The organism is Sphaerisporangium rhizosphaerae, assembly GCF_042665155.1.
In the GTDB taxonomy this organism is placed as follows: Bacteria; Actinomycetota; Actinomycetes; order Streptosporangiales; family Streptosporangiaceae; genus Sphaerisporangium; species Sphaerisporangium rhizosphaerae.
Genome location: NZ_JBHTCG010000012.1, coordinates 79,403 through 98,131, shown reverse-complemented (window position 1 = coordinate 98,131; position 18,729 = coordinate 79,403). Strand labels below are relative to the sequence as shown.

The window sequence follows — 18,729 nt, the reverse complement described above, 5'->3', positions numbered from 1 at the left end:
GCCTCTTGACCAGGCGCGGGGCCACGGCTGTACGTTCTCTCTTAGTTAGGAAACCTTCCTAACTCCAAGACGCGGCCGCCGCCATGCCGGAAGGTCCGCGACCGCCGCCCGAACGGGGAGGGAGCCCGTGCCCAGCACGAACACGGACGCGCGACCGGGAAGGCCCCGCCTGCTGCGGGAGATCAACGACCGCGCCGCGCTGCGGGTCATGCTGGAACGCGGGCCGCTCACCCGCCCCGAGCTCGGCGCGCTCACCGGCCTGTCCAAGCCCACGGCCTCCCAGTTGCTGGCTCGCCTGCGCACCGCGGGCCTGGTCGTGCTGGACGGGGTGCGCGAGGGCATGCCGGGCCGCACGGCCGAGCTGTACCGCATCAATCCGGCCGCCGCCCACGTCGCCGCGCTGGACGTCACCCGCACGCGCATCGCCGCCTCCGTGGCCGACATCACCGGCACGGTGCTCGCCGAGCACGTCCACCCCACCCCGGGCCGCAGCGGCGGCGACGTGGTGGCCAAGGTGCGCGCCGCCGCCGCGGGTGCCTGCCACGCGGCGGGCATCGCCGTCGACGACCTGCACCGGGTGGTGATCGGCATCCAGGGAGCGGTCGATCCGGCCACCGCCCGCCTCGGGTACGCGGCCCACATCCCCGGCTGGCACATCCCCGACCTGGTGGGAACGCTCCGCGCGGGTCTCGGCGTGGCGGTGGACGTCGAGAACGACGTCAACCTGGTCGCCCTGACCGAGCGGGCCCACGGCGTCGCCCGCGGCCACGCCGACTTCGTGCTGCTGTGGGCCGACGAGGGCATAGGAGCCGCGCTGGTGCTCGGCGGCCGGCTGCACCGGGGCGCGACCGGCGGCGCGGGCGAGGTCGGGTACATGCCCATCGCCGGCGCCCCGACCGCCAAGCAGACCGGCAAGCGGGGCGACCACGGGTTCCAGTCCCTGGCCGGCGGGCCCGCCGTGCTGCGGATGCTGCGCTCCCACGGCCTGCGCGGCGGCGACCCGGCCCGCGCCGTGCGCGCCGCCGTGCGGGACGCCGCCCGGGGCGGTGAGGCCGGCGAGCGGGCCTGCCGCGGGCTGCGCGAGCTCGCGTCGCGCCTGGCCGTGGGGCTCGCGCCGATCGTCGCGGTGGCCGACCCGGAGATCGTCGTGCTGACCGGCGGCATGCTGCTGGCCGGCGGCGAGGCGCTCGCCGGGCTCGTGGAGGAGGAACTGCACGCGCTCACCCTGCCCCGCCCGCCGGTGCGGCCGTCCGCCGTCGAGGGCAACCCCGTGCTGACCGGCGCCCTCGGCCTCGCCCTGTCCACCGCCCGGGACGAGGTCTTCGGCTCGGCCGTCACCGCCTGAGCCCCCTGTCCCGTCCCGTCGTCCACCCCCCTCCACCGCCTCCATCCCGGCCTACCGACCGTCGTCCACTCACTCCACCGCCTTCGTCCCCGGCCGGCCGTCCCTTCCGCCGTTCCCGACCCCTTCCGTTCGTTGTCCGCCCAGCCCCGGCGCGTCGCGCGCGACCCGCCGGCCGTCCCCGCCCACCCCTCCCCCGCTCACCTCCTCACCGCACAGCCCCCTGGGAGGCACCCCGTGAAACCACGCCCGAAGCTCGCGGCGGCGGCCCTGGCCGTCGTGGCCGCGCTGGCCACGCCGGCCGTGTCCGCCTGCACGGCCGGCACCGAGAACGCGCCCGCGAAGCCGCAGAGCGGGAGCACCCCCGACCGGACCCCGGTCACCATCACGATGTGGCACGGCTTCGTCGCCGACAACGAGCTCAAAGCCTTCGACGACGCCCTGGCGGGGTTCCACCGGCAGTACCCCTGGATCACCGTCACGACCACCAAGGCCGTCCAGGACGACCAGATCATCCAGGCCTCGCGCGGCGGCAACCCGCCGGACGTGGCGCTGTCGTTCACCACCGACAGCGTCGCGACCTTCTGCAAGACCGGCATCTTCCAGGATCTCGAGCCGTACATGGCGGCGAGCAAGGTGCAGGAGTCGCTGTTCCCGAAGGTCATCGCCGAGTACACCCAGTACAAGGGGCGGCGGTGCGTGATGCCGATGCTCGCCGACACCTACGGCCTGTACTACAACAAGAAGCTGATGAAGGGCGCGCAGCCCCCGAAGACGCTGTCGGAGCTGGCCGCGCTGACCAAGAAGCTCACCGTGCGCGACTCCAAGGGCGACATCAAGGTCGCCGGGTTCGTGCCGAGCAGCCAGATGTACGAGAACGCCCCGATCCACACCGGGACGATGGTCGGCGCGAAGTGGACCAACCCGGACGGCACCTCGGCCATCGGCGGCGACCCGGCGTGGAAGAAGCTGATGACCTGGCAGAAGGACCTGGTCGACTGGTTCGGGTACGACAAGCTGGAGAAGTTCCGCAAGAGCTTCGGCGACGAGTGGTCGGCCGACAACCCCTTCATGAAGGGGCAGGTCGCCATGGCCATCGACGGCGAGTGGCGCAACGCCATGATCGCCTCCGACGCCTCCGGACTGGACTACGGCACCGCGCCGGTCCCGGTCGCCGACGACCGGCCCGACCTGTACGGCGGCGGCTTCATCGCCGGCACGGTCATCGGCATCCCGCGGGGCGCCAAGCACGCGCAGGCCGCCTGGGACCTGGTGCGCTACCTCACCACCGACACCGACGCGCTGGTCACCCTGTCCAACGCCCTGCGCAACGTGCCGAGCACGCTGCCGGCGCTGCAGTCGCCCAAGCTGGACAAGGACCCGAACTTCCAGACCTTCCTCGACATCTTCGCCAGCCCCGCCAGCAGCACCCTGCCCGCCCACATCAACTCGGCCTTCAACCAGCAGACGCTGCAGGAGGCGCAGATCAAGTGGGAGTCCGGCCGCGGTGACGACCTGGACGCGCTGCTCGCCGACGTCGACAAGAAGATCGACGACAAGCTGAAGCTCACCGCGGGCGGCTGATCCGATGGCGACGACGACGCTCGGGCGCCGCGGGAACGCGGCGCCCGTCCCGGCCCGGTCCCCGCGGCGCCGCCGCGGCCTGGTGGCCCTGCTGTTCCTGTCGCCCTGGCTGGTGGGCTTCGGGCTGTTCTTCGCCTACCCGCTGCTGGCGACCGTCTACTTCTCCTTCCAGCGGTACGACCTGTTCAGCCTGGAACCGGTGGGGCTGCTGAACTACCGGTACTTCCTGCGGGACGAGGCCGCCTGGACCGCCATCAGGAACACGCTGTGGCTGGTCGCGGTGATGGTGCCGCTGCGGGTGGCGTTCGGCCTGGGCGTCGCCCAGCTCATCACCCGGCTCAAGGCCGGGGCCGGCTTCTTCCGCACCGTGTTCTACCTGCCCTCGCTGGTGCCGCTGGTCGCCGGGACGCTGGGGTTCGTGTACCTGCTCAACCCGGCGAGCGGACCGGTGGCGGCGGCGCTGTCGGCGCTCGGCCTGCCCTCCCCCGACTGGTTCGGCGACCCGGCGTGGGCCAAGCCCGGCCTCACCCTGCTGGCCCTGTGGTCGGTCGGCGACCTTATGGTCATCTTCCTGGCGGCGCTGCTGGACGTGCCCAAGCAGCTGTACGAGGCCGCAGCGCTGGACGGCGCCGGCGCCTGGCAGCAGTTCGCCCACGTCACCCTGCCGGTGATCCGCCCGGTGCTGATGTTCGCCGCGGTCACCGGGGTCATCCAGACGCTGCAGTACTTCACGCAGGCGATGGTGGCGGCGCGGGTGGCCTCAGGAGGCACCGACTCGGCCGGGACGGTCTTCGTCCCCGGCTACCCCGACCAGTCCACCCTCACCTTCCCCGAATGGCTCTTCCACCAGGGGTTCCGCGACTTCGCCATGGGCTACGCCTGCGTGCTGGCGCTCATCCTGTTCGCGGTCTCCATGGTGTTCACCCTGATCCTGCTGCGCCAGTTCCGCGGCATCGAGGAGGAGGCATGACCCTCACCGCGGCTCCGGGGGCTCCGGCCCCGCCGGCCGGGCGCGCCCGGCCTCGCGTCCCGCGCGGCCACCGGCGGCGCGTCGCGCTCGGCTGGATCGCCACCCACGCGCTCGCCATCGCCCTGGCGATCATGTTCATCGGCCCGCTGGTGTTCATCGCCCTGACCGCGGTGATGACCGACCACCAGGCGCTCACCTCGCGGCTGTGGCCCGACCACTTCGAGTGGGGCAACTTCGCCGACATCTTCCGGCGGGCGCCGCTGCTCACCTGGATCGGCAACACGCTGCTGTACGCGATCCTGGCCACGGTGTTCATGCTGGTGTCGTCCATCCCGGTCGCCTACGCGCTGGCGCGGCTGCGCTTCCCGGGGCGCAGGCTGGCGTTCCTGCTGGTCATCACCACGATGATGCTGCCTCCGCAGGTGGTGGCGGTGCCGATCTACATCCTGTGGGCGCGCTTCCACCTGACCGGGACGCTGTGGCCTCTCATCCTGCCCATGCTGCTCGGCGACGCGTTCTCCATCTTCCTGCTGCGGCAGTTCCTGGTGACCATCCCCCGGGAGTACTCCGACGCGGCGCGGGTGGACGGGTGCGGGGAGCTGCGCACGCTGGTGCGGGTCATCCTGCCCATGGCGCGGCCCGCGATCGCCGCGGTGGCGCTGTTCCAGTTCTTTTATTGCTGGAACGACTACTACGGTCCCCTGCTGTACGCCGGGACCGAACCCTCGAACTGGACGCTGTCGCTGGGACTGGCATCCTTCAAAGCCGTGCACCACACACAGTGGAACCTCACCATGGCCGCCACCCTGCTGGCCATGGCACCGGTGATCATCGTGTTCTTCTTCGCCCAGAAGGCCTTCATCGAGGGCGTCAAGCTGACGGGAGTCAAGTGATGAAACTGGCCGTTGTCGGGGGCGGCTCGACCTACACGCCCGAGCTGATCGACGGCTTCGCGCGCCTGCGCGACGAGCTTCCCATCTCCGAGATCGTCCTGGTGGACCCCGACGAGCGGCGGCTCGCGCTGGTGTCGGCGATGGCGTCGCGGATGCTGCGCAGGGCCGGCCACCCGGCCGTCGTCTCCACGGCCGCCACCGTGGACCAGGGCGCGGCGGGGGCGCAGGCCGTGCTGCTGCAACTGCGGGTGGGCGGGCAGGCCGCCCGGAACGTGGACGAGACGCTGCCGCCGGCCTGCGGCTGCGTCGGGCAGGAGACCACCGGCGCGGGCGGGCTGGCCAAGGCGCTGCGCACCGTCCCGGTGGTGCTGGACATCGCCGAGCGCGTCGCCAAGGTGGCGCCCGACGCCTGGATCGTCGACTTCACCAACCCGGTCGGCATCGTCACCCGGGCGCTGCTGCAGGCCGGACACCGGGCCATCGGCCTGTGCAACGTGGCCATCGGGTTCCAGCGGCGCTTCGCCGCCCACCTCGGCGTCGCCCCCGAGCGGGTCTCGCTCGGCCACGTCGGGCTCAACCACCTCACCTGGGAACGTTCCGTCCACGTGGACGGCCGGGACGTCCTGCCGGAGCTGCTGGCCGACCACGGTGAGGAGATCGCCGCCGACATCGGCCTGCCCGCGCCGCTGATCCGGCGGCTCGGCGTCGTGCCGTCGTACTACCTGCGCTACTTCTACGAGCACGACGCCGTGGTGGCCGAGCAGCTCGGCAAGCCCTCCCGCGCGGCCGAGGTGGCCGCCCTGGAGGAGTCGCTGCTGCGCATGTACGCCGACCCCGCCGTGGACACCAAGCCCGAGCTGCTCGCCAGCCGCGGCGGCGCCTTCTACTCCGAGGCGGCGGTGGCCCTGATCGCCTCGCTGGCCGGCGACCGGGGCGACGTGCAGGTGGTCAACCTCCGCAACGACGGCACGCTGCCCTTCCTGCCCGACGACGCGGTGATCGAGGTCCCCGCGCGGGTCGGCTCCTCCGGCGCCACCGCCCTGCCGGTCGACCCGGTCGAGCCGCTGTACGCCGGGCTGATCGCGCACGTCACCGCCTACGAGGCGCTGGCGCTGGAAGCCGCCCTGCACGGCGGCGCCGACCGGGTCGCCGACGCGCTGCTCGCCCACCCGCTGGTCGGGCAGGCGTCCCTGTCGGCCGACCTGGCCGCCCGGCTGGTCACCGCCAACCGCGCCTTCCTCCCCTGGGCCGGCGACGGGGCGGTGCCCGCGTGAGGACGGTCCTGGCCGTCGACGGCGGCAACAGCAAGACCGACGTCGCCCTGGTGGCCGAGGACGGCACCGTCCTGGCCACCGGCAGGGGCGGCCCGTTCGTCCCGCAGAGCGCGGGCGTGGCCGCCGCGATCGACGTGCTCGGCCACACCGCGCGGCTGGCCCTCGGCCCGCAGGCCGAGCCGCCGTACGCCGACCTGGTGGCGGCGTACGTGGCCGGGGCCGACCTGCCCGTGGAGGAGGACCTGCTCCACGACGAGATCATGGCCCGCGGCTACGGCCGGCGGGCCGTCGTCGGCAACGACACCTTCGCGCTGCTGCGGGCCGGCACCTCCCGGCCGTGGGGCGCCGCGGTGGTGTGCGGCGCCGGCATCAACGCGGTCGCGGTCGCCCCTGACGGCCGGGTCGCCCGCTACCCGGCCCTCGGCAGGATCAGCGGCGACTGGGGCGGCGGCCTGGGCCTGGGCGAGGAGGTGCTGTGGCACGCCGTGCGCGCCGAGGACGGCCGGGGCCCGGCGACCGCCCTGCTCGACGTCGTGCGCGGGTTCTTCGGCGTGCGGCTGGCCGAGGAGGTCACGATCGCCCTGCACTTCGGCGAGCTGCGGGCCGACCGGATCCACGGGCTGGTGCCCGGACTGCTGGCGGCCGCGGCCGCCGGAGACGCGGTCGCCCGCGACGTGGTGGAACGCCAGGCCGACGAGGTCGCCGTGATGGGCGTGGCCGCGATGCGCCGCCTCGGCATGCTCGACGAGCCGTGCGAGGTGGTGCTGGGCGGCGGCGTGCTCACCTCGCGCGACCCGCTGCTGACCGCGCTGGTCGAGGAGCGGTATGCCGCGCAGGCGCCCCGGGCGGCGCTGGTGGTGGCCGCGCTGCCGCCCATCGCGGGGGCCGCGCTGCTCGGCCTGGACCGCCTCGGCGCCGGGCCGGAGGCCGCCGACCGGCTCAGGACCGCCTTCGCTGGCGCCCCCGGCGGCCGTCCGGCGCCCACCGCCGCGCCGTCGGCCTGACGGCTCGGTCAGGCCAGGCGGGCGCGCACCTCGGTCAGGAGCCGGCGGAACCAGGCGTGCCCGGGGTCGGCGTCGTGCACCGGGTGCCACCAGAAGGCCTCGACCAGCGGGACCGCCTCGAACGGGCATTCCAGGACGCGCACGTCCAGCGCGTCGGCCACGACGGCGGCGAGCCTTTCCTGCATGAGGGCGATGGCGCCGGTGTCACACACCAGCCGCGGCATGGCCAGGAAGGACTCGGCGACCGCGATCACGCGCAGCCGCACGCCGAGCAGTTCCATCTGCCGCCACGGGGCCGCCCTGCCCATCGGGTCGTTGAAGGTCGTGACCCAGGGCAGGGCCTCCAGGTCGGCCATGGTCAGCCGGTCGCCCACCACCGGGTTGGCGGTGGAGACGACGCAGACCCACCGGTCGCGGAACAGGTCCATTCTGCGCGGCAGGTCGAGGTAGCCGTGCGGCATGAGCACGCCGTCGGAGGTGCGGTAGAAGTCGGGGTCGCGGGAGAAGGCCTCGGGCGTCGCCGGCTCGAAGCGGACCGAGGCGTTCGGCGCCCGCCGCTCCAGCACCCCGATCAGGTGCCGGCCGGCCACGCTCAGGCCGTAGTCGGAGGACACGACGGTGAAGGTGCGCCCCGACCTGGCCGGGTCGAACTCCGCCTGGGCGGAGAACACCCGGTCCACGGCCGAGACGGCGACGGCGGCCAGCGGGCACAGGTGCCGGGCGAAGGGGGTCAGCTCGTAGTGGTTGCCCACCCGGGTGAGCAGTTCGTCGTGGAAGTGGCGGCGCAGCCGGGCCAGCGCCGCCGACAGGGTGGGCTGGGTTCGCCCGAGCCTGAGCGCGGCCCCGGTCACCGTGCGCTCGGTCAGCAGCGCGTGCAGCGCCTGAAGGTGGACGTTGTCCAGGCCGTGCGGATGGGCTCGCACCTCCCCCGTCCCGTCCGGCGACCGGGCGCCCGAACCGGCGCCGGTCGGCGGGGACGCACCCCGCGCGGGGCGGCCCGGCTGCTTGGTGCCCACGTCAGCACCCTACGCGTCCCCCGAGATGGCGCTCGACGCCGGTGCCCCGGTCGCCGCGCGGGCCCGTCCTGGGGGCCACCACCGCCGGGACATGGGGGCCGTCCTGGCGCCCGCCGCCATCCCCGCCTCCCCGCCATCCCCGCGGGCCCTCCGCGCGGGCCGTGGGCGGCGCCGCGCTACCCGGGCGGCCAGGTGGCAGGCAGCAGGCTCAGGTCCGCGGCGTTCCCGCCTCTGATGGCGTTCGCGGCGACCGGGTCGGGCACCGCTTCGTGCACGCGCCGCACCGGATCCTCGACACCCATGTCGAACGGGTAGTCCGAGCCGAGCAGGACCCGGCCGACGCCGACGGCGCGGACGAGGGCGACGAGCGCCTCAGGGGCGTGCACGACGGTGTCGTAGTACAGGCGGCGCAGGTAACAGCTCGGCAGGTGCCGGCACGTCCGTGCCTCGGGCCGGACGAGCCAGGCGTGGTCGAGGCGGCCGGCGAAGGCGGGCAGGTAGCCGCCGCCGTGGGCGGCGACGAACCGGAGCGCGGGATGGCGGTCGAGCACGCCGGAGAAGATCAGGTGGGAGAGCGCGACGGCGTGCTCCACCGGCTGGCCCACGCTGTTGGACAGGTACCAGCGGTCCAGGCGGGCGTCCAGCGAGCATCCCCACGGGTGCAGGAAGATCACGGCGTCGAGCTCCTCGGCGCGCCGCCACAGCGGCTCCAGGCGGGGGTCCGACAGTTCGGTCGGCGGGCCGCCGCCCGGGTCGGTGGCGTGCGAGGTGATCTCGACGCCGCGCAGGCCGCAGCGCACGACGGCGTCCTCCAGCGCGGCCAGAGCCACCTCGGGGTGCCGGATGGGCGCGACGCCCAGGCCGCACAGCCGCTCGGGCAGGCCGGCGCAGTGGGTGGCGACCCCTTCGTTGGTGGCCTGCGCGATGGCCCAGGCGAGGCTCGGGCCGGCCCACGGGTGGTAGAGGTGCGGGGCGACCGAGACGACCTGGGCGTCCACGCCCGCCGCGGACATCGCGGCGGCGCGGGCGCCGAGATCGGTCAGCCGTTCCCTGCTCTCGTCGAACCGGCGGGCGCTGACCCGCGCCGACTCCGGTCCGAGCCGCGCCCGTTCCAGTTCCTCGTAGGCCACCAGAGCGGGGCGGCCATCGGCGAGCGCGTGGACCTCGGGCAGCCAGACATGTGCGTGGACGTCCACCGTCGGGCAGACGCCGTTGCTGGTTCCGGAAGGCATGTCCGCCTCTCATGACGGCGACTCTTGCTCACCATCCTGAGCAGCAAAACAGGACAAAGCAAGACAATTCCGACGATAGACACATAGAAGGCGTCTATCCCGCCCCCACCGAAGGCTTGCTCAGCCTGCTCCCGCATCAGGGCATCGGCGTCGCCGGCCTCATCTCCCGGCTTCACCCGCGACGAATGCCGCGACGAGCCGGGCGTACTCTTCGGGCTCCTCGGCGTGGACGAAATGCCCGGCGGCGTCGAAGCGGCGGAACGTCCCGCTCGGGACACGCTCTCGGAACAGGCGTATCTCCTCCGGGCTGGTCACCGGATCATGACCGCCCTTGATCAGCAGGGCAGGCTGGGTGAGCCGTTCGCGGGGCGGACACTCCCCGGCACGACCGGCCTCGCGCGGCGGTCGGCGTTCAGGGGGCGCCGGTGGTGAGGTCGGGGGTGCGGTGCTCGTAGGGGGTGCTGAGCACGATGGTGGTGCGGGTGGAGACGTTGGCCGACGCCCGGATCTGCTGCAGGAGGTGCTCCAGCGCGTTCGGCGACTGCACGCGCACCTTGAGGATGTAGCTCTCGTCACCGGCCACGCTGTGACAGGCCTCGATGGCGGTCAGGTGCTCGAGCTTCTCGGGCGCGTCGTCGGGAGCGGAGGGGTCGATCGGTTTGATCGACACGAAGGCGGTGAGCGGCAGCCCGACCGCGTCGTGATCGACCAGGGCCGCGTACCCGCGGATGACGCCGCGTTTCTCCAGCCTGCGCACCCGCTGGTGCACGGCGGACACCGACAGGCCGGTCTCCTTGGCGAGGTCGGTGAAGCTCATGCGGCCGTCCGCGGCCAGCAGCATCACGATTCGGCGATCGATCTCCTCCACTCCGTAAACGGTAGCGCCCCATGAGCCCGTTTCGTCATCTAACCGGTTACGTCATGGTTCCAACCGACCTCCCTACGTGGCCGCGAACCGGCGCGCCCGTCCGCGCGCCGATCGGCGACCTACCGCAGGGGGTTTCGGGCGACGCCGGTGACGATCGCGGTGACCATCTTGTGCACGGCCTCCGCCTCGGGCGGGACGCCCGTGCGGTCGGCGAACATCAGGTGCCCGGTGCCGATCAGCATGGCGGCGAGGGTGTCGACGTCGGCGTCGGCCGCGACGCGGCCGAGCTCGCGCTCGGCGGCGAGATAGGAGCCGATCATGATCGCGGCCTCGGTCAGCACCGGGACACCGGCCGGCCAGGCCTCGCGCAGCCGGTCGCGCAGCTCGTCGCGGGCACCGACCAGGCCGACGACGGCCACGGCCACCGACTCGAACAGGGCCGTGAGCGCGGCGGTGAGGTTGCCGGCGACGGTGCCGGTGCCCGCGGCCTCGCGCAGGGCGGCCGTCTGGCCGTCGATGAGGCCGACGCGGTCCAGGACGAACTCGGCGAGGAAGCCGTCGAAGTCGGCGAAGTGCCGGTGCAGGACGCCCTTGGCGCAGCCCGCCTCCGTGGTGACCGCCCTGCTGGTCAGCGCGCTCGGCCCCTCCCGGAGCAGGACGCGCTCCGCCGCGTCGAACAGCTGTTTGCGCGCGTCGCGGATGTGCACGCCCGTCGGCACCGCACATCCCTCCTTCCACGACCGGTACTGCCCGATTGATAAGTGGGCATGCGCCCACTATGGTGGGCGCATGCCCACTCTACCGTCAGCGGAGGCCTCCCCTCCCCCGTCCGAGCCGCACCACGCCCGGCAGATCGCCGAGTCGTTCGGCGTGGACGCCGAACGCTACGACCGGGCGCGTCCCCGCTACCCCGAGGCCATGGTCCGGCGGATCGTCGCCGGCAGCCCCGGCCCCGACGTCCTGGACGTCGGGATCGGGACCGGCATAGCCGCCCGGCAGTTCGAGGCCGCCGGCTGCCGGGTGCTCGGGGTCGAGCCCGACGAGCGGATGGCCGGCTTCGCACGGCGCGGAGGCCTGGAGGTCGAGGTGGCGACGTTCGAGGCATGGCAGGCCGCCGGCCGGGCCTTCGACGCGGTCATCGCCGGGCAGGCCTGGCACTGGGTCGACCCGGTCGCCGGCGCGGCGAAGGCCGCCCAGGTGCTGCGCCCCGGCGGGCGGCTGGCGGTGTTCTGGAACGTCTACCAGCCCGAGCCCGAGATCGGCGAGGCGTTCGCCGCGGTGTACCGGCGGGTCCTGCCCGACGCGCCCATCCCTCAGAGCGGGGCGTCGGACGCGGACCCGTACTCGGCGCTCAGCGCCAAAGCGGAGGACGGCGTCCGGCAGGCGGGCGCGTTCGGCGAACCGGAGCGGTGGCGGTTCGACTGGGAACAGCCCTACACCCGCGACGAATGGCTGGACCAGGTGCCGACCACCGGCCTGCACACCCGGCTGCCGCCCGACACGCTGAGGGAGGTGCTCGACGGCATCGGCGCCGCGATCGACGCGGTGGGCGGCGGTTTCGTGATGCGCTTCGCCACGGTGGTGGTCACCGCGGCGCGCACCGGCGCCCTCTGACCCCACTCGGCGCCCCGTGACAGCGCCCCGTGATCCGGCGCGACGTGAATCCTCCGGCGGTCAGCGGCGGCGGCCGATCCAGAGCTTCTCGGAGATGCGGCAGATCCGGTGGCGCTTCCTGCAGATGGCCACCTGGGCCGGAGAGTGGCCGATCACGCTCGCGTTGGACACGTGCTGGATGCCCCGCATGTAGGTGGGGCTGTGGACCTGCGCGTAGCTGTAGTTGTGCCGGCCGTTGCCGATCACGATGGGCCCGCGGTCACCGGTGACGGCGATGGCGCGCGCCTCACGGGGAACGGCCGCGGCGCCCGCGGGGGCCGGCGTCCCCGCCGCGGCGGCCGACAGCGCGACCACGAGCACGGCGCGCGCCGGCCACCGCGCGCCGGGGAACCCCCGGTCGGACGGGCCGGGAGCATGGCGGCGGTCCAGGGCGTTGCGCACCTTGCCTCCCCAGGTCGCTCGCCGGCCGTCCGGTCGGATCCGGCGCCGGCGTCCCTCCGCCCATACCCGGCCGACGCTCCCCGATCTCGCCGGGGACGGGGCGGCGCACAGAAGATTGCCGCCTGTTTGCCATCGCCCGCCCGCTCCTCGCGTCAGGGCTCCGGGCGGGGGAAGGCTCCCTGAGGGGACAGGCCCGGGGGGAAGGTCGGCGATGGGCGCGTGGGCGCAGGTCACAGAGACACACTCGGGCGTCGTGGTGCTGCTCGGAGACCGGGCGTACAAGATGAAGAAGCCGGTGCGCTTCGGGTTCCTGGACTTCACCGACCGGGAGGCCCGGCGGGCCGCCTGCCAGGAGGAGGTGGCGCTCAACCGGCGGCTGGCCCCCGACGTCTACGAGGGCGTCGCCGACGTGATCGGCCCGGACGGCCGGCCCTGTGAGCACCTGATCGTGATGCGGCGCATGCCCGCCGAGCGCCGCCTGGCCGTCCTGGCCCGCTCCGGCGCGCCGGTGGGCGAGCACCTGCGGCGCATCGCCCGCCAGGTGGCGAGCCTGCACGCCCGGGCCCGCCGCGGCCCGGAGATCGACCGGGAGGGCGGGGGCCGGGCACTGCGGGCCCGCTGGACGGCGAACCTCGCCGAGGTCCGCGAGCTGCACGGCGGCCCAGGCGGCTCAGGCGAACCCGGGGAACCCGGCCAGCATGGCGAACCCCGCGAACATGGCGAACTCGGCGAACATGGCCGATCAGGCCGGTCCGGCGAGTCCGGCGGTCCGGGAAGCCCCGTCGGCGCCGCGGCGCTCGGCGCGATCGAGCGGCTCGCGCTGCGCTTCGTCGACGGCCGGGAGCCGCTGTTTCGTGCGCGCGTCGAGCAGGGCCGCATCGTGGACGGGCACGGCGACCTGCTGGCCGAGGACATCTTCTGCCTGGACGACGGGCCGCGCATCCTGGACTGCCTGGAGTTCGACGAGCGGCTGCGCTTCGTCGACGGGCTGGACGACGCCGCGTTCCTCGCCATGGACCTCGAGCGGCTCGGCGCGCCCGGCGAGGCCGTCGCGTTCCTGGACCACTACGCCGAGTTCTCCGGCGACCCCTCCCCGCCGTGCCTGGTGCACCACTATGTGGCCTACCGGGCGTTCGTCCGCGCCAAGGTGGCCTGCCTGCGGCACGGGCAGGGCGGCACGGGGGCGGGGCGCGAGGCCGGCGAGCTGGCCGAGCTGGCGCTGCGCCACCTGCGGGCCGGCGCGGTGACGCTGGTCCTGGTGGGCGGGCCGCCCGGGACGGGGAAGTCGGCGCTGGCGGGCGCCGTGGCCGACCGCCTCGGGTACACGCTGCTGAGCAGCGATCGCATCCGCAAGGAGATGGCGGGCCTGACGCCGCGGACCCGTGCCGCGGCCCCCTTCGAGGAGGGCATCTACCGGCCCGAGTGGACCGAGCGCACCTACGGCGAGCTGCTGTCGCGGGCGGAACGGCTGCTCGGCCTGGGTGAGCCGGTGGTCCTGGACGCCTCCTGGACCGGCGCCGCGCACCGGTCGGACGCCGAGCGGGTCGCCCGGCGCACCTTCACCGACCTGGTGGCGCTGCGCTGCGCGGCGCCGGCGCGGGTGGTGGCCGAGAGGCTGGCCCGCCGCACCGCGGGCGTCTCGGACGCCGGCCAGGCCGTCTCCGAGGCCATGGCGGCCAGGACCCCGCCGTGGCCGGGCGCCGTGGAGATCGACACGGGCGGCGCCGTGGAGGACGCCCTGGACCAGGCGCTCGGCGCCCTGCGGCCGCCCTGCGCCCCCGCGGCTCCCCGTTTCCCCCGCCCCCGGCTGGAGCCCGGCTGATCGGCGGCGCAGGCCGCTGACCGGCGCGCAGGCGGCACGGGCGGGCGGACGCCGGCGGTCCGCGCCGTGTTCACCACGTCCACTCGCAGGCCGTGTCGTACATACAGGTGTCCTCGCCGGGCCACCGGCCGCTGGCCGGCATGGCAGGCATGGCATGCATGGCCGTGGGCAGGGCCTGCAACGCCCGGATGTCGGTCTCCGTCGTCACCGCCGTCGCCTCCTTCGGGATCGTGGCCGCGTCCGCCGTCGCCGTGGACGTGCTCGCCGTTGTGCCGTCGTGCGCGTCGTCCCGCGCGATCGGTCCACCTCCTCCGATGTCCGGTGTTCCGCCGGGGCATGGTCCCGCCCCGCCCAGTGCCGCGCTCGGCCGAGGCCGGCGGGGCGCGGAGGATCAGCGGCGCGGACGATCAGCGGGCGGCGGGACCGGGCCCGGCGAGGACCTCCGGCAGCCACATGCGCGGCCCGCCGTCGCGCAGCCGCAGCAGCAGGGCCACCACGCCTGACAGGCCCACGTTGAAGCCGGCGGCCATCTCGGCGTCCTGGTCGCCGGGGACGACCATGCGCCCGTCCCGCAGGGCGTGCCGAAGGCCGATCGCGGCGGCCAGGTCCAGGGCCCATCGCCGGTGCCGTCCGCCGCCGCCCATCTCGGCCAGGTCCAGCAGGAACTCGGCGTCGCCGGACAGGCCGTGGCACTGGCCGGCGCCCGCGTGCCACCGGGAGCGGTGGACGGCGACGGCGGCGCCGCGCGCCAGGCCCAGCAGGGCCTCCTCGCCGGTCTCGCGCCACATCCGCACCAGGAACGTGCCGACGCCCGAGGAGCCGCTGCACCAGTGCGTCAAAGGCCGGTCGTCGCCCTCGCCGCCCGGCCAGTAGGCGGCGTCCCGCTCGACGCGGGCCGCCCGGACGAGCGTGCCGGCCGCCTCGGCCGCCAGCTCCACGTAGGCCGGCTCGCGCAGCGCCCGTCCCGCGGCGAGCAGGAAGGCGGCGTTGCCGGCGACGCCGTGGGCGAAGCCGTAGTGGACCAGGCCGGCCAGGGTGGAGGCGAAGTCGCGCGGGATCGGCCACAGCAGCCGCCCGTCCGCGCGCGTGGCCGCGCCGGCGACCGACGCGGCGGCCTCGCGGGCCCGGTCCAGAAAGACCTCGCGGCCGGTGACCTCCCAGAAGCGCAGCTGGGTCAGGCCCGCGCCGGAGGTCCCGTGGCAGACGTCGGGGTTGGGCCAGCGCAGCGGGACGCGCAGCGCCAGGTCGGCGGCCAGCCGTTCGAGGTCGTCGTCGCCGAGCGCCCGGCCGGCCTCCAGCAGGGCCCAGGCGGTGCCGGAGCGGCCGAAGTACAGTCCGGGCAGCATGCGGGGTTCCCGCGGCACCCCGCGGCGGATCCATCCGGCGGCCGCGGCCACGGCCTCGCGCAGCGCCGGGTCCGGCCGGCCCCGGAACGCCCTTACCAGGACGCCCAGCACGCCGGCGGCGCCGTGCTGGACGTTGAACGGGTCGGCCGACCCGCCGAACCCTCCGGCCGGCCACAGCCGTTCCCCGGCCGAGGTGTCCATGGAGGCGACCAGATGCGCCAGCCCGTCGTCCAGCAACCGCCCGAGGCCGTCGCCGCCGGGCAGATCCGGCGGGCCGGGCGGGACGGACAGGGTGCGACGGACCTCGGCGAGACCGGGGCGGCGGTCGGGGTCCTCGTGCAGGAGGGCGAGGATGAGCGGGGTCAGGCGGGCGGCGGCGGGATTGCCCCGGGACGCGTGGGCGAGCCACGTCCCGAGGCGCTCGCGCAGCGGCCGTCCCGGCGGGTCGTCGGCGGGCAGGCGGGGGTCGGCGCCGGTGACCAGGTGGAACAGCGTCGCCCCCAGCCCGTGAAGATCCACCGACTGGTCGGGAGCGGGGCCGAACCCGGTGCGCGTCCCCTGTTCGGGGGCGCCGTAACCGGGGGTGCAGGCCCGCATCACCGGCTCGCCCGGCCGGGCGAGCAGTTCCACATCGATGAGCCGCAGCCCGCCGTCCCCGGCGACCATCACGTTGCCGGGGTTGAAGTCCTGGAGTACCAGGCCCCGGGCGTGGACGAGCGCCACCAGGCCGGTCAGCTCGGCGGCGACGCGCAGGGCCCGCTCCGGCGGCGGACCCCAGGAGCCGTCCTGGCCGCGGGCCGTCTCCGCGTGGATCGCGCGCACCCATTCGCGCAGGGTGACCCCGGCGATCGCCTCCTGGACCAGGAACAGGTCGCCCTGCTGCTCGAACAGGCCGCCGGTGAGCGGGGTGATCCCGGACGGCTCCAGCAGCTCCAGCATGGCCGCCTCGTGCCGCAGGGCGTCGCGGACGTCCAGGCCGCCCGGAGTCGAGCCCACGTGCCTGCGGGCCTGCTTGATGATCACCGCCGATCCGGTGCGCTCGTCGACGGCCTCGAACACCCCGCCCTTGAGCGCGTGGCGCACGGCCCCGTGGACGACGTACCGGCCGCCCAGGAGCACCGCCTCGACGGCGCCGCCGTCCCCTGCCCACGCCTCCCCCGGCCCCGGCGGCCCCGGCGGCCCCGGCGGCCCCGGCGGCCCCGGCGGCCCGGACGGCCCGGACGGCGAGGTGGGGTCGGCGGCGAAGGGGTCGCGCGGCGCCCAGGACGGCGCGGCGTACCAGGGCCTGCGCTCGTCCAGGACGTACGACCCGTCCGGGGCGACCAGCATCGCCACGCGCGAGCCGTCGTTGCCGAGCGTCACCCGGCCGCGGTGGGCCCCGTACCGGTAGTGCACCAGGCTGCCGGGCCGGTAGGGGCGGTCGGAGAGGATCACCGGCCCCGGCAGGCCCTCGGTCGCGCGGTGCAGCTCCTCGGCCAGGGCGCGCAGGCGCTCGTCGTCGGCGTCGGGGTAGGCGGTGATGAACTTGCCGCCCGCGGCGCGGTCGTACCGCGGGGAGGTCAGCTCGGCCACCCGATCGAGGGTGCCGGCGAACTTGAACGGGCAGCCGTGCCGTGCGAGCACGGCGGCGGCCCTGGCCAGCACCAGCGGGGCCGACAGCGGAGTCGCCGACAGGTGCAGTTTCCACCCCTGCGCCAGTGACCCGCCGGCGCCCGGCACCGAGCACCAGAACGCGCCGGGCTCGACGCGCCGGCCGTCCGCGCCCTGCCGTTCCAGCACCGCCCGCACGACGTCCACCAGGATCGTGTCCCCCGCGGGGTCGCCGGGCGCCGGCGCGGCGTCCGCGCCGCTCCCCGGCGGCCGGGCGTTCACCGCGCCTCCCCCTCCGAGGCGCGGTGAACGCACCGCGGCGGGAATGCCCGGCCGACGTCCCCCGTCACGTGCGCCGGGCGGCGGCAAGCGCCCATCATGGACCCCCGTTCTCAAGCGCGCGGCCACCACGGGCTTGCCCGCACCGTGGTCGAGGCCGTCCCCACGACTCCGCCGGCGGGACCCGCGGACCTGTTCCCCGTGCCGCGGGCCCCGCCGCACCCCATGCAACGCCTCCGGCCGGGCTCTGTCTGCGTACTAATACCGGCACGCCGCCCTGTTTCCGCGGCGCCAGAAGGCCGGGAGGCTCCGGAGGGCCCAGGAGAACACCGCGGGGTGCGCGGGACGGCGGTGACGCGCGGCAACCGCCGCCGGTGCACGACGAGGAGCACGCCGAACGGCCGTACCGGCCTCTGACCTGGTAAAACCCTGGGCCGGATGTCCTAAAGGCCGCTCAAACCACTCGCACCGACATGGCAGCCTGAGGCTCGTGCGTAATCGGAACGTAATCGCAGGGATATGCGCGGCCATGTTCGCCCTGGTCGGCGGCGTTTCCACTCCCGCCATCGCCAGGTCCGCGCCCCCGGCCACCGTCCTGGCCACCGGGACGACCACCGGGACGACCACCGCCGGCGGATCGGTCCTCCCCGCCGCCGTACCCGTGGCGCTCCCCGCCGCCGCGCGCCGGGCGCCGGAGGTCTACGGGCGCGCCACCTTCCTGCTCGACGTCTCCTCCGGCAAGGCGCTGCTCGACGAGAACGCCGCCGACCGGCTGCCGATCGCGAGCCTGACCAAGGTCATGACCGCCTACGTCGTCCTTCGCGAGGCCAAGCTCACCGACGTCGTCCAGGTCACCGGCGCGGACGTGAGCCACGCCGACGACAACGGCGGCACGAGCGCCGACCTGCGCCCCGGCGACCGGGTCCCGGTGGGCGAGCTGCTGTACGGCCTGATGCTGCCCTCGGGCGCCGACGCCGCCCACGCGCTGGCCCGCACCTACGGCCCCGGCGTCGAGGGGTTCGTCGCCAAGATGAACGCCACCGCCCGCGGGCTCGGACTGGCCGACACCCGGTACGTCAACCCCGACGGGCTGCCGATGTCCGGCGGCGACGGCTACTCCACCGCGCGCGACCAGGCGCGTCTCGCCGCGGCGGCGCTGCGCGACGCGACCTTCCGCGAGGTCACCTCGACCGAGACCCATTCGGTGGACGCGACGGACGGCCACGGGGCCTACACCTGGACCAACACCAACCACCTGCTCGGCGACCCGGGCGTGCTCGGCGTCAAGACCGGTTTCACCAACGCGGCCGGCTACTGCCTGACCTTCGCCGCCGACCGCGACGGCCGCCGCCTGGTCGGGGTCATCCTCGGCGAGGACGTCTCCAGCCGCCGCTTCTCCACCGCCGAGTCCCTCCTGGACTGGGCCGCGGACGACTCCACCTCGTCCTGATCCG

Annotated in this window: 16 protein-coding genes and 1 pseudogene; 9 read left to right on the top strand and 8 right to left on the bottom strand. The window is 74.7% G+C overall.

The window, feature by feature from the left end:
- Positions 1-127: 127 nt before the first annotated feature.
- From ACFQSB_RS19655 to ACFQSB_RS19630, 6 genes are all read left to right on the top strand, one after another.
- Positions 128-1,345 (top strand): ROK family transcriptional regulator, encoded by a 1,218-nt coding sequence (locus ACFQSB_RS19655; RefSeq protein ID WP_380828199.1) that lies wholly within the window; start codon positions 128-130, stop codon positions 1,343-1,345.
- 234 nt (positions 1,346-1,579) lie between these two features.
- Positions 1,580-2,926, top strand: a complete 1,347-nt coding sequence (locus ACFQSB_RS19650; RefSeq protein WP_354925978.1) for an extracellular solute-binding protein — start codon at positions 1,580-1,582, stop codon at positions 2,924-2,926.
- A 4-nt stretch (positions 2,927-2,930) separates the two neighbouring features.
- Entirely contained in the window at positions 2,931-3,896 is a 966-nt protein-coding gene (locus ACFQSB_RS19645; RefSeq protein ID WP_354925980.1) for a carbohydrate ABC transporter permease, read from the top strand.
- Positions 3,893-4,789 (top strand): carbohydrate ABC transporter permease, encoded by an 897-nt coding sequence (locus ACFQSB_RS19640; protein ID WP_380828197.1) that lies wholly within the window; start codon positions 3,893-3,895, stop codon positions 4,787-4,789. The genes ACFQSB_RS19645 and ACFQSB_RS19640 overlap by 4 nt, the downstream gene beginning before the upstream one ends.
- Positions 4,789-6,063, top strand: coding sequence for a 6-phospho-beta-glucosidase (locus tag ACFQSB_RS19635; RefSeq protein ID WP_380828196.1), 1,275 nt, complete (start codon positions 4,789-4,791; stop codon positions 6,061-6,063). Before ACFQSB_RS19640 ends, ACFQSB_RS19635 begins: the two co-directional genes overlap by 1 nt.
- Positions 6,060-7,067 carry an N-acetylglucosamine kinase gene (locus ACFQSB_RS19630; RefSeq protein WP_380828194.1) on the top strand — a complete coding sequence of 336 codons (1,008 nt, stop codon included), beginning with the start codon at positions 6,060-6,062 and terminating at the stop codon, positions 7,065-7,067. Before ACFQSB_RS19635 ends, ACFQSB_RS19630 begins: the two co-directional genes overlap by 4 nt.
- Positions 7,068-7,075: 8 nt before the next feature.
- Here the strand turns inward: ACFQSB_RS19630 and ACFQSB_RS19625 are convergent, their stop codons facing one another.
- The 5 genes and pseudogenes from ACFQSB_RS19625 to ACFQSB_RS19605 form a co-directional block, all read right to left on the bottom strand.
- Positions 7,076-8,083, bottom strand: a complete 1,008-nt coding sequence (locus ACFQSB_RS19625) for a LysR family transcriptional regulator (RefSeq protein ID WP_380828191.1) — start codon at positions 8,081-8,083, stop codon at positions 7,076-7,078.
- 176 nt (positions 8,084-8,259) lie between these two features.
- Positions 8,260-9,315, bottom strand: coding sequence for an amidohydrolase family protein (locus tag ACFQSB_RS19620; protein ID WP_380828190.1), 1,056 nt, complete (start codon positions 9,313-9,315; stop codon positions 8,260-8,262).
- 159 nt (positions 9,316-9,474) lie between these two features.
- A pseudogene (locus ACFQSB_RS19615) lies at positions 9,475-9,669 on the bottom strand (alpha/beta fold hydrolase); the annotation flags it as partial.
- Positions 9,670-9,727: 58 nt separating this feature from the next.
- Entirely contained in the window at positions 9,728-10,183 is a 456-nt protein-coding gene (locus ACFQSB_RS19610; protein WP_354852852.1) for an Lrp/AsnC family transcriptional regulator, read from the bottom strand.
- 119 nt (positions 10,184-10,302) lie between these two features.
- A complete protein-coding gene (locus ACFQSB_RS19605) occupies positions 10,303-10,902 on the bottom strand; it encodes a TetR/AcrR family transcriptional regulator (RefSeq protein WP_380828188.1) in 600 nt (199 codons plus the stop codon).
- A 70-nt stretch (positions 10,903-10,972) separates the two neighbouring features.
- On the opposite strand from ACFQSB_RS19605, the gene ACFQSB_RS19600 reads away from it, so the two are divergent.
- Complete coding sequence (locus tag ACFQSB_RS19600; protein ID WP_380828186.1) at positions 10,973-11,797, top strand: class I SAM-dependent methyltransferase; 825 nt, start codon at positions 10,973-10,975, stop codon at positions 11,795-11,797.
- 60 nt (positions 11,798-11,857) lie between these two features.
- On the opposite strand, the gene ACFQSB_RS19595 is transcribed toward ACFQSB_RS19600, so the two are convergent.
- Positions 11,858-12,238, bottom strand: coding sequence for a hypothetical protein (locus ACFQSB_RS19595; RefSeq protein ID WP_380828184.1), 381 nt, complete (start codon positions 12,236-12,238; stop codon positions 11,858-11,860).
- Between the two features lie 253 nt (positions 12,239-12,491).
- On the opposite strand from ACFQSB_RS19595, the gene ACFQSB_RS19590 reads away from it, so the two are divergent.
- Positions 12,492-14,060, top strand: coding sequence for a bifunctional aminoglycoside phosphotransferase/ATP-binding protein (locus ACFQSB_RS19590; protein ID WP_380828183.1), 1,569 nt, complete (start codon positions 12,492-12,494; stop codon positions 14,058-14,060).
- Positions 14,061-14,130: 70 nt separating this feature from the next.
- Here the strand turns inward: ACFQSB_RS19590 and ACFQSB_RS19585 are convergent, their stop codons facing one another.
- A complete protein-coding gene (locus ACFQSB_RS19585) occupies positions 14,131-14,268 on the bottom strand; it encodes a hypothetical protein (RefSeq protein ID WP_380828181.1) in 138 nt (45 codons plus the stop codon).
- A gap of 199 nt (positions 14,269-14,467) precedes the next feature.
- Entirely contained in the window at positions 14,468-17,278 is a 2,811-nt protein-coding gene (gene lanL, locus ACFQSB_RS19580) for a class IV lanthionine synthetase LanL (protein ID WP_380828180.1), read from the bottom strand.
- A gap of 526 nt (positions 17,279-17,804) precedes the next feature.
- Here lanL and ACFQSB_RS19575 point away from each other — a divergent pair.
- Positions 17,805-18,725 (top strand): D-alanyl-D-alanine carboxypeptidase family protein, encoded by a 921-nt coding sequence (locus ACFQSB_RS19575; RefSeq protein WP_380828177.1) that lies wholly within the window; start codon positions 17,805-17,807, stop codon positions 18,723-18,725.
- The last annotated feature ends 4 nt before the right edge of the window (positions 18,726-18,729 follow it).

Bases quoted from the DNA above. Each gene is read 5' to 3' on its own strand.
- ACFQSB_RS19620 (WP_380828190.1), bottom strand. From the start codon at position 9,315: ATGCCTTCCGGAACCAGCAACGGCGTCTGCCCGACGGTGGACGTCCAC.
- ACFQSB_RS19635 (WP_380828196.1), top strand. From the start codon at position 4,789: ATGAAACTGGCCGTTGTCGGGGGCGGCTCGACCTACACGCCCGAGCTG.
- ACFQSB_RS19640 (WP_380828197.1), top strand. From the start codon at position 3,893: ATGACCCTCACCGCGGCTCCGGGGGCTCCGGCCCCGCCGGCCGGGCGC.
- ACFQSB_RS19575 (WP_380828177.1), top strand. From the start codon at position 17,805: ATGTTCGCCCTGGTCGGCGGCGTTTCCACTCCCGCCATCGCCAGGTCC.
- ACFQSB_RS19645 (WP_354925980.1), top strand. From the start codon at position 2,931: ATGGCGACGACGACGCTCGGGCGCCGCGGGAACGCGGCGCCCGTCCCG.
- ACFQSB_RS19600 (WP_380828186.1), top strand. From the start codon at position 10,973: ATGCCCACTCTACCGTCAGCGGAGGCCTCCCCTCCCCCGTCCGAGCCG.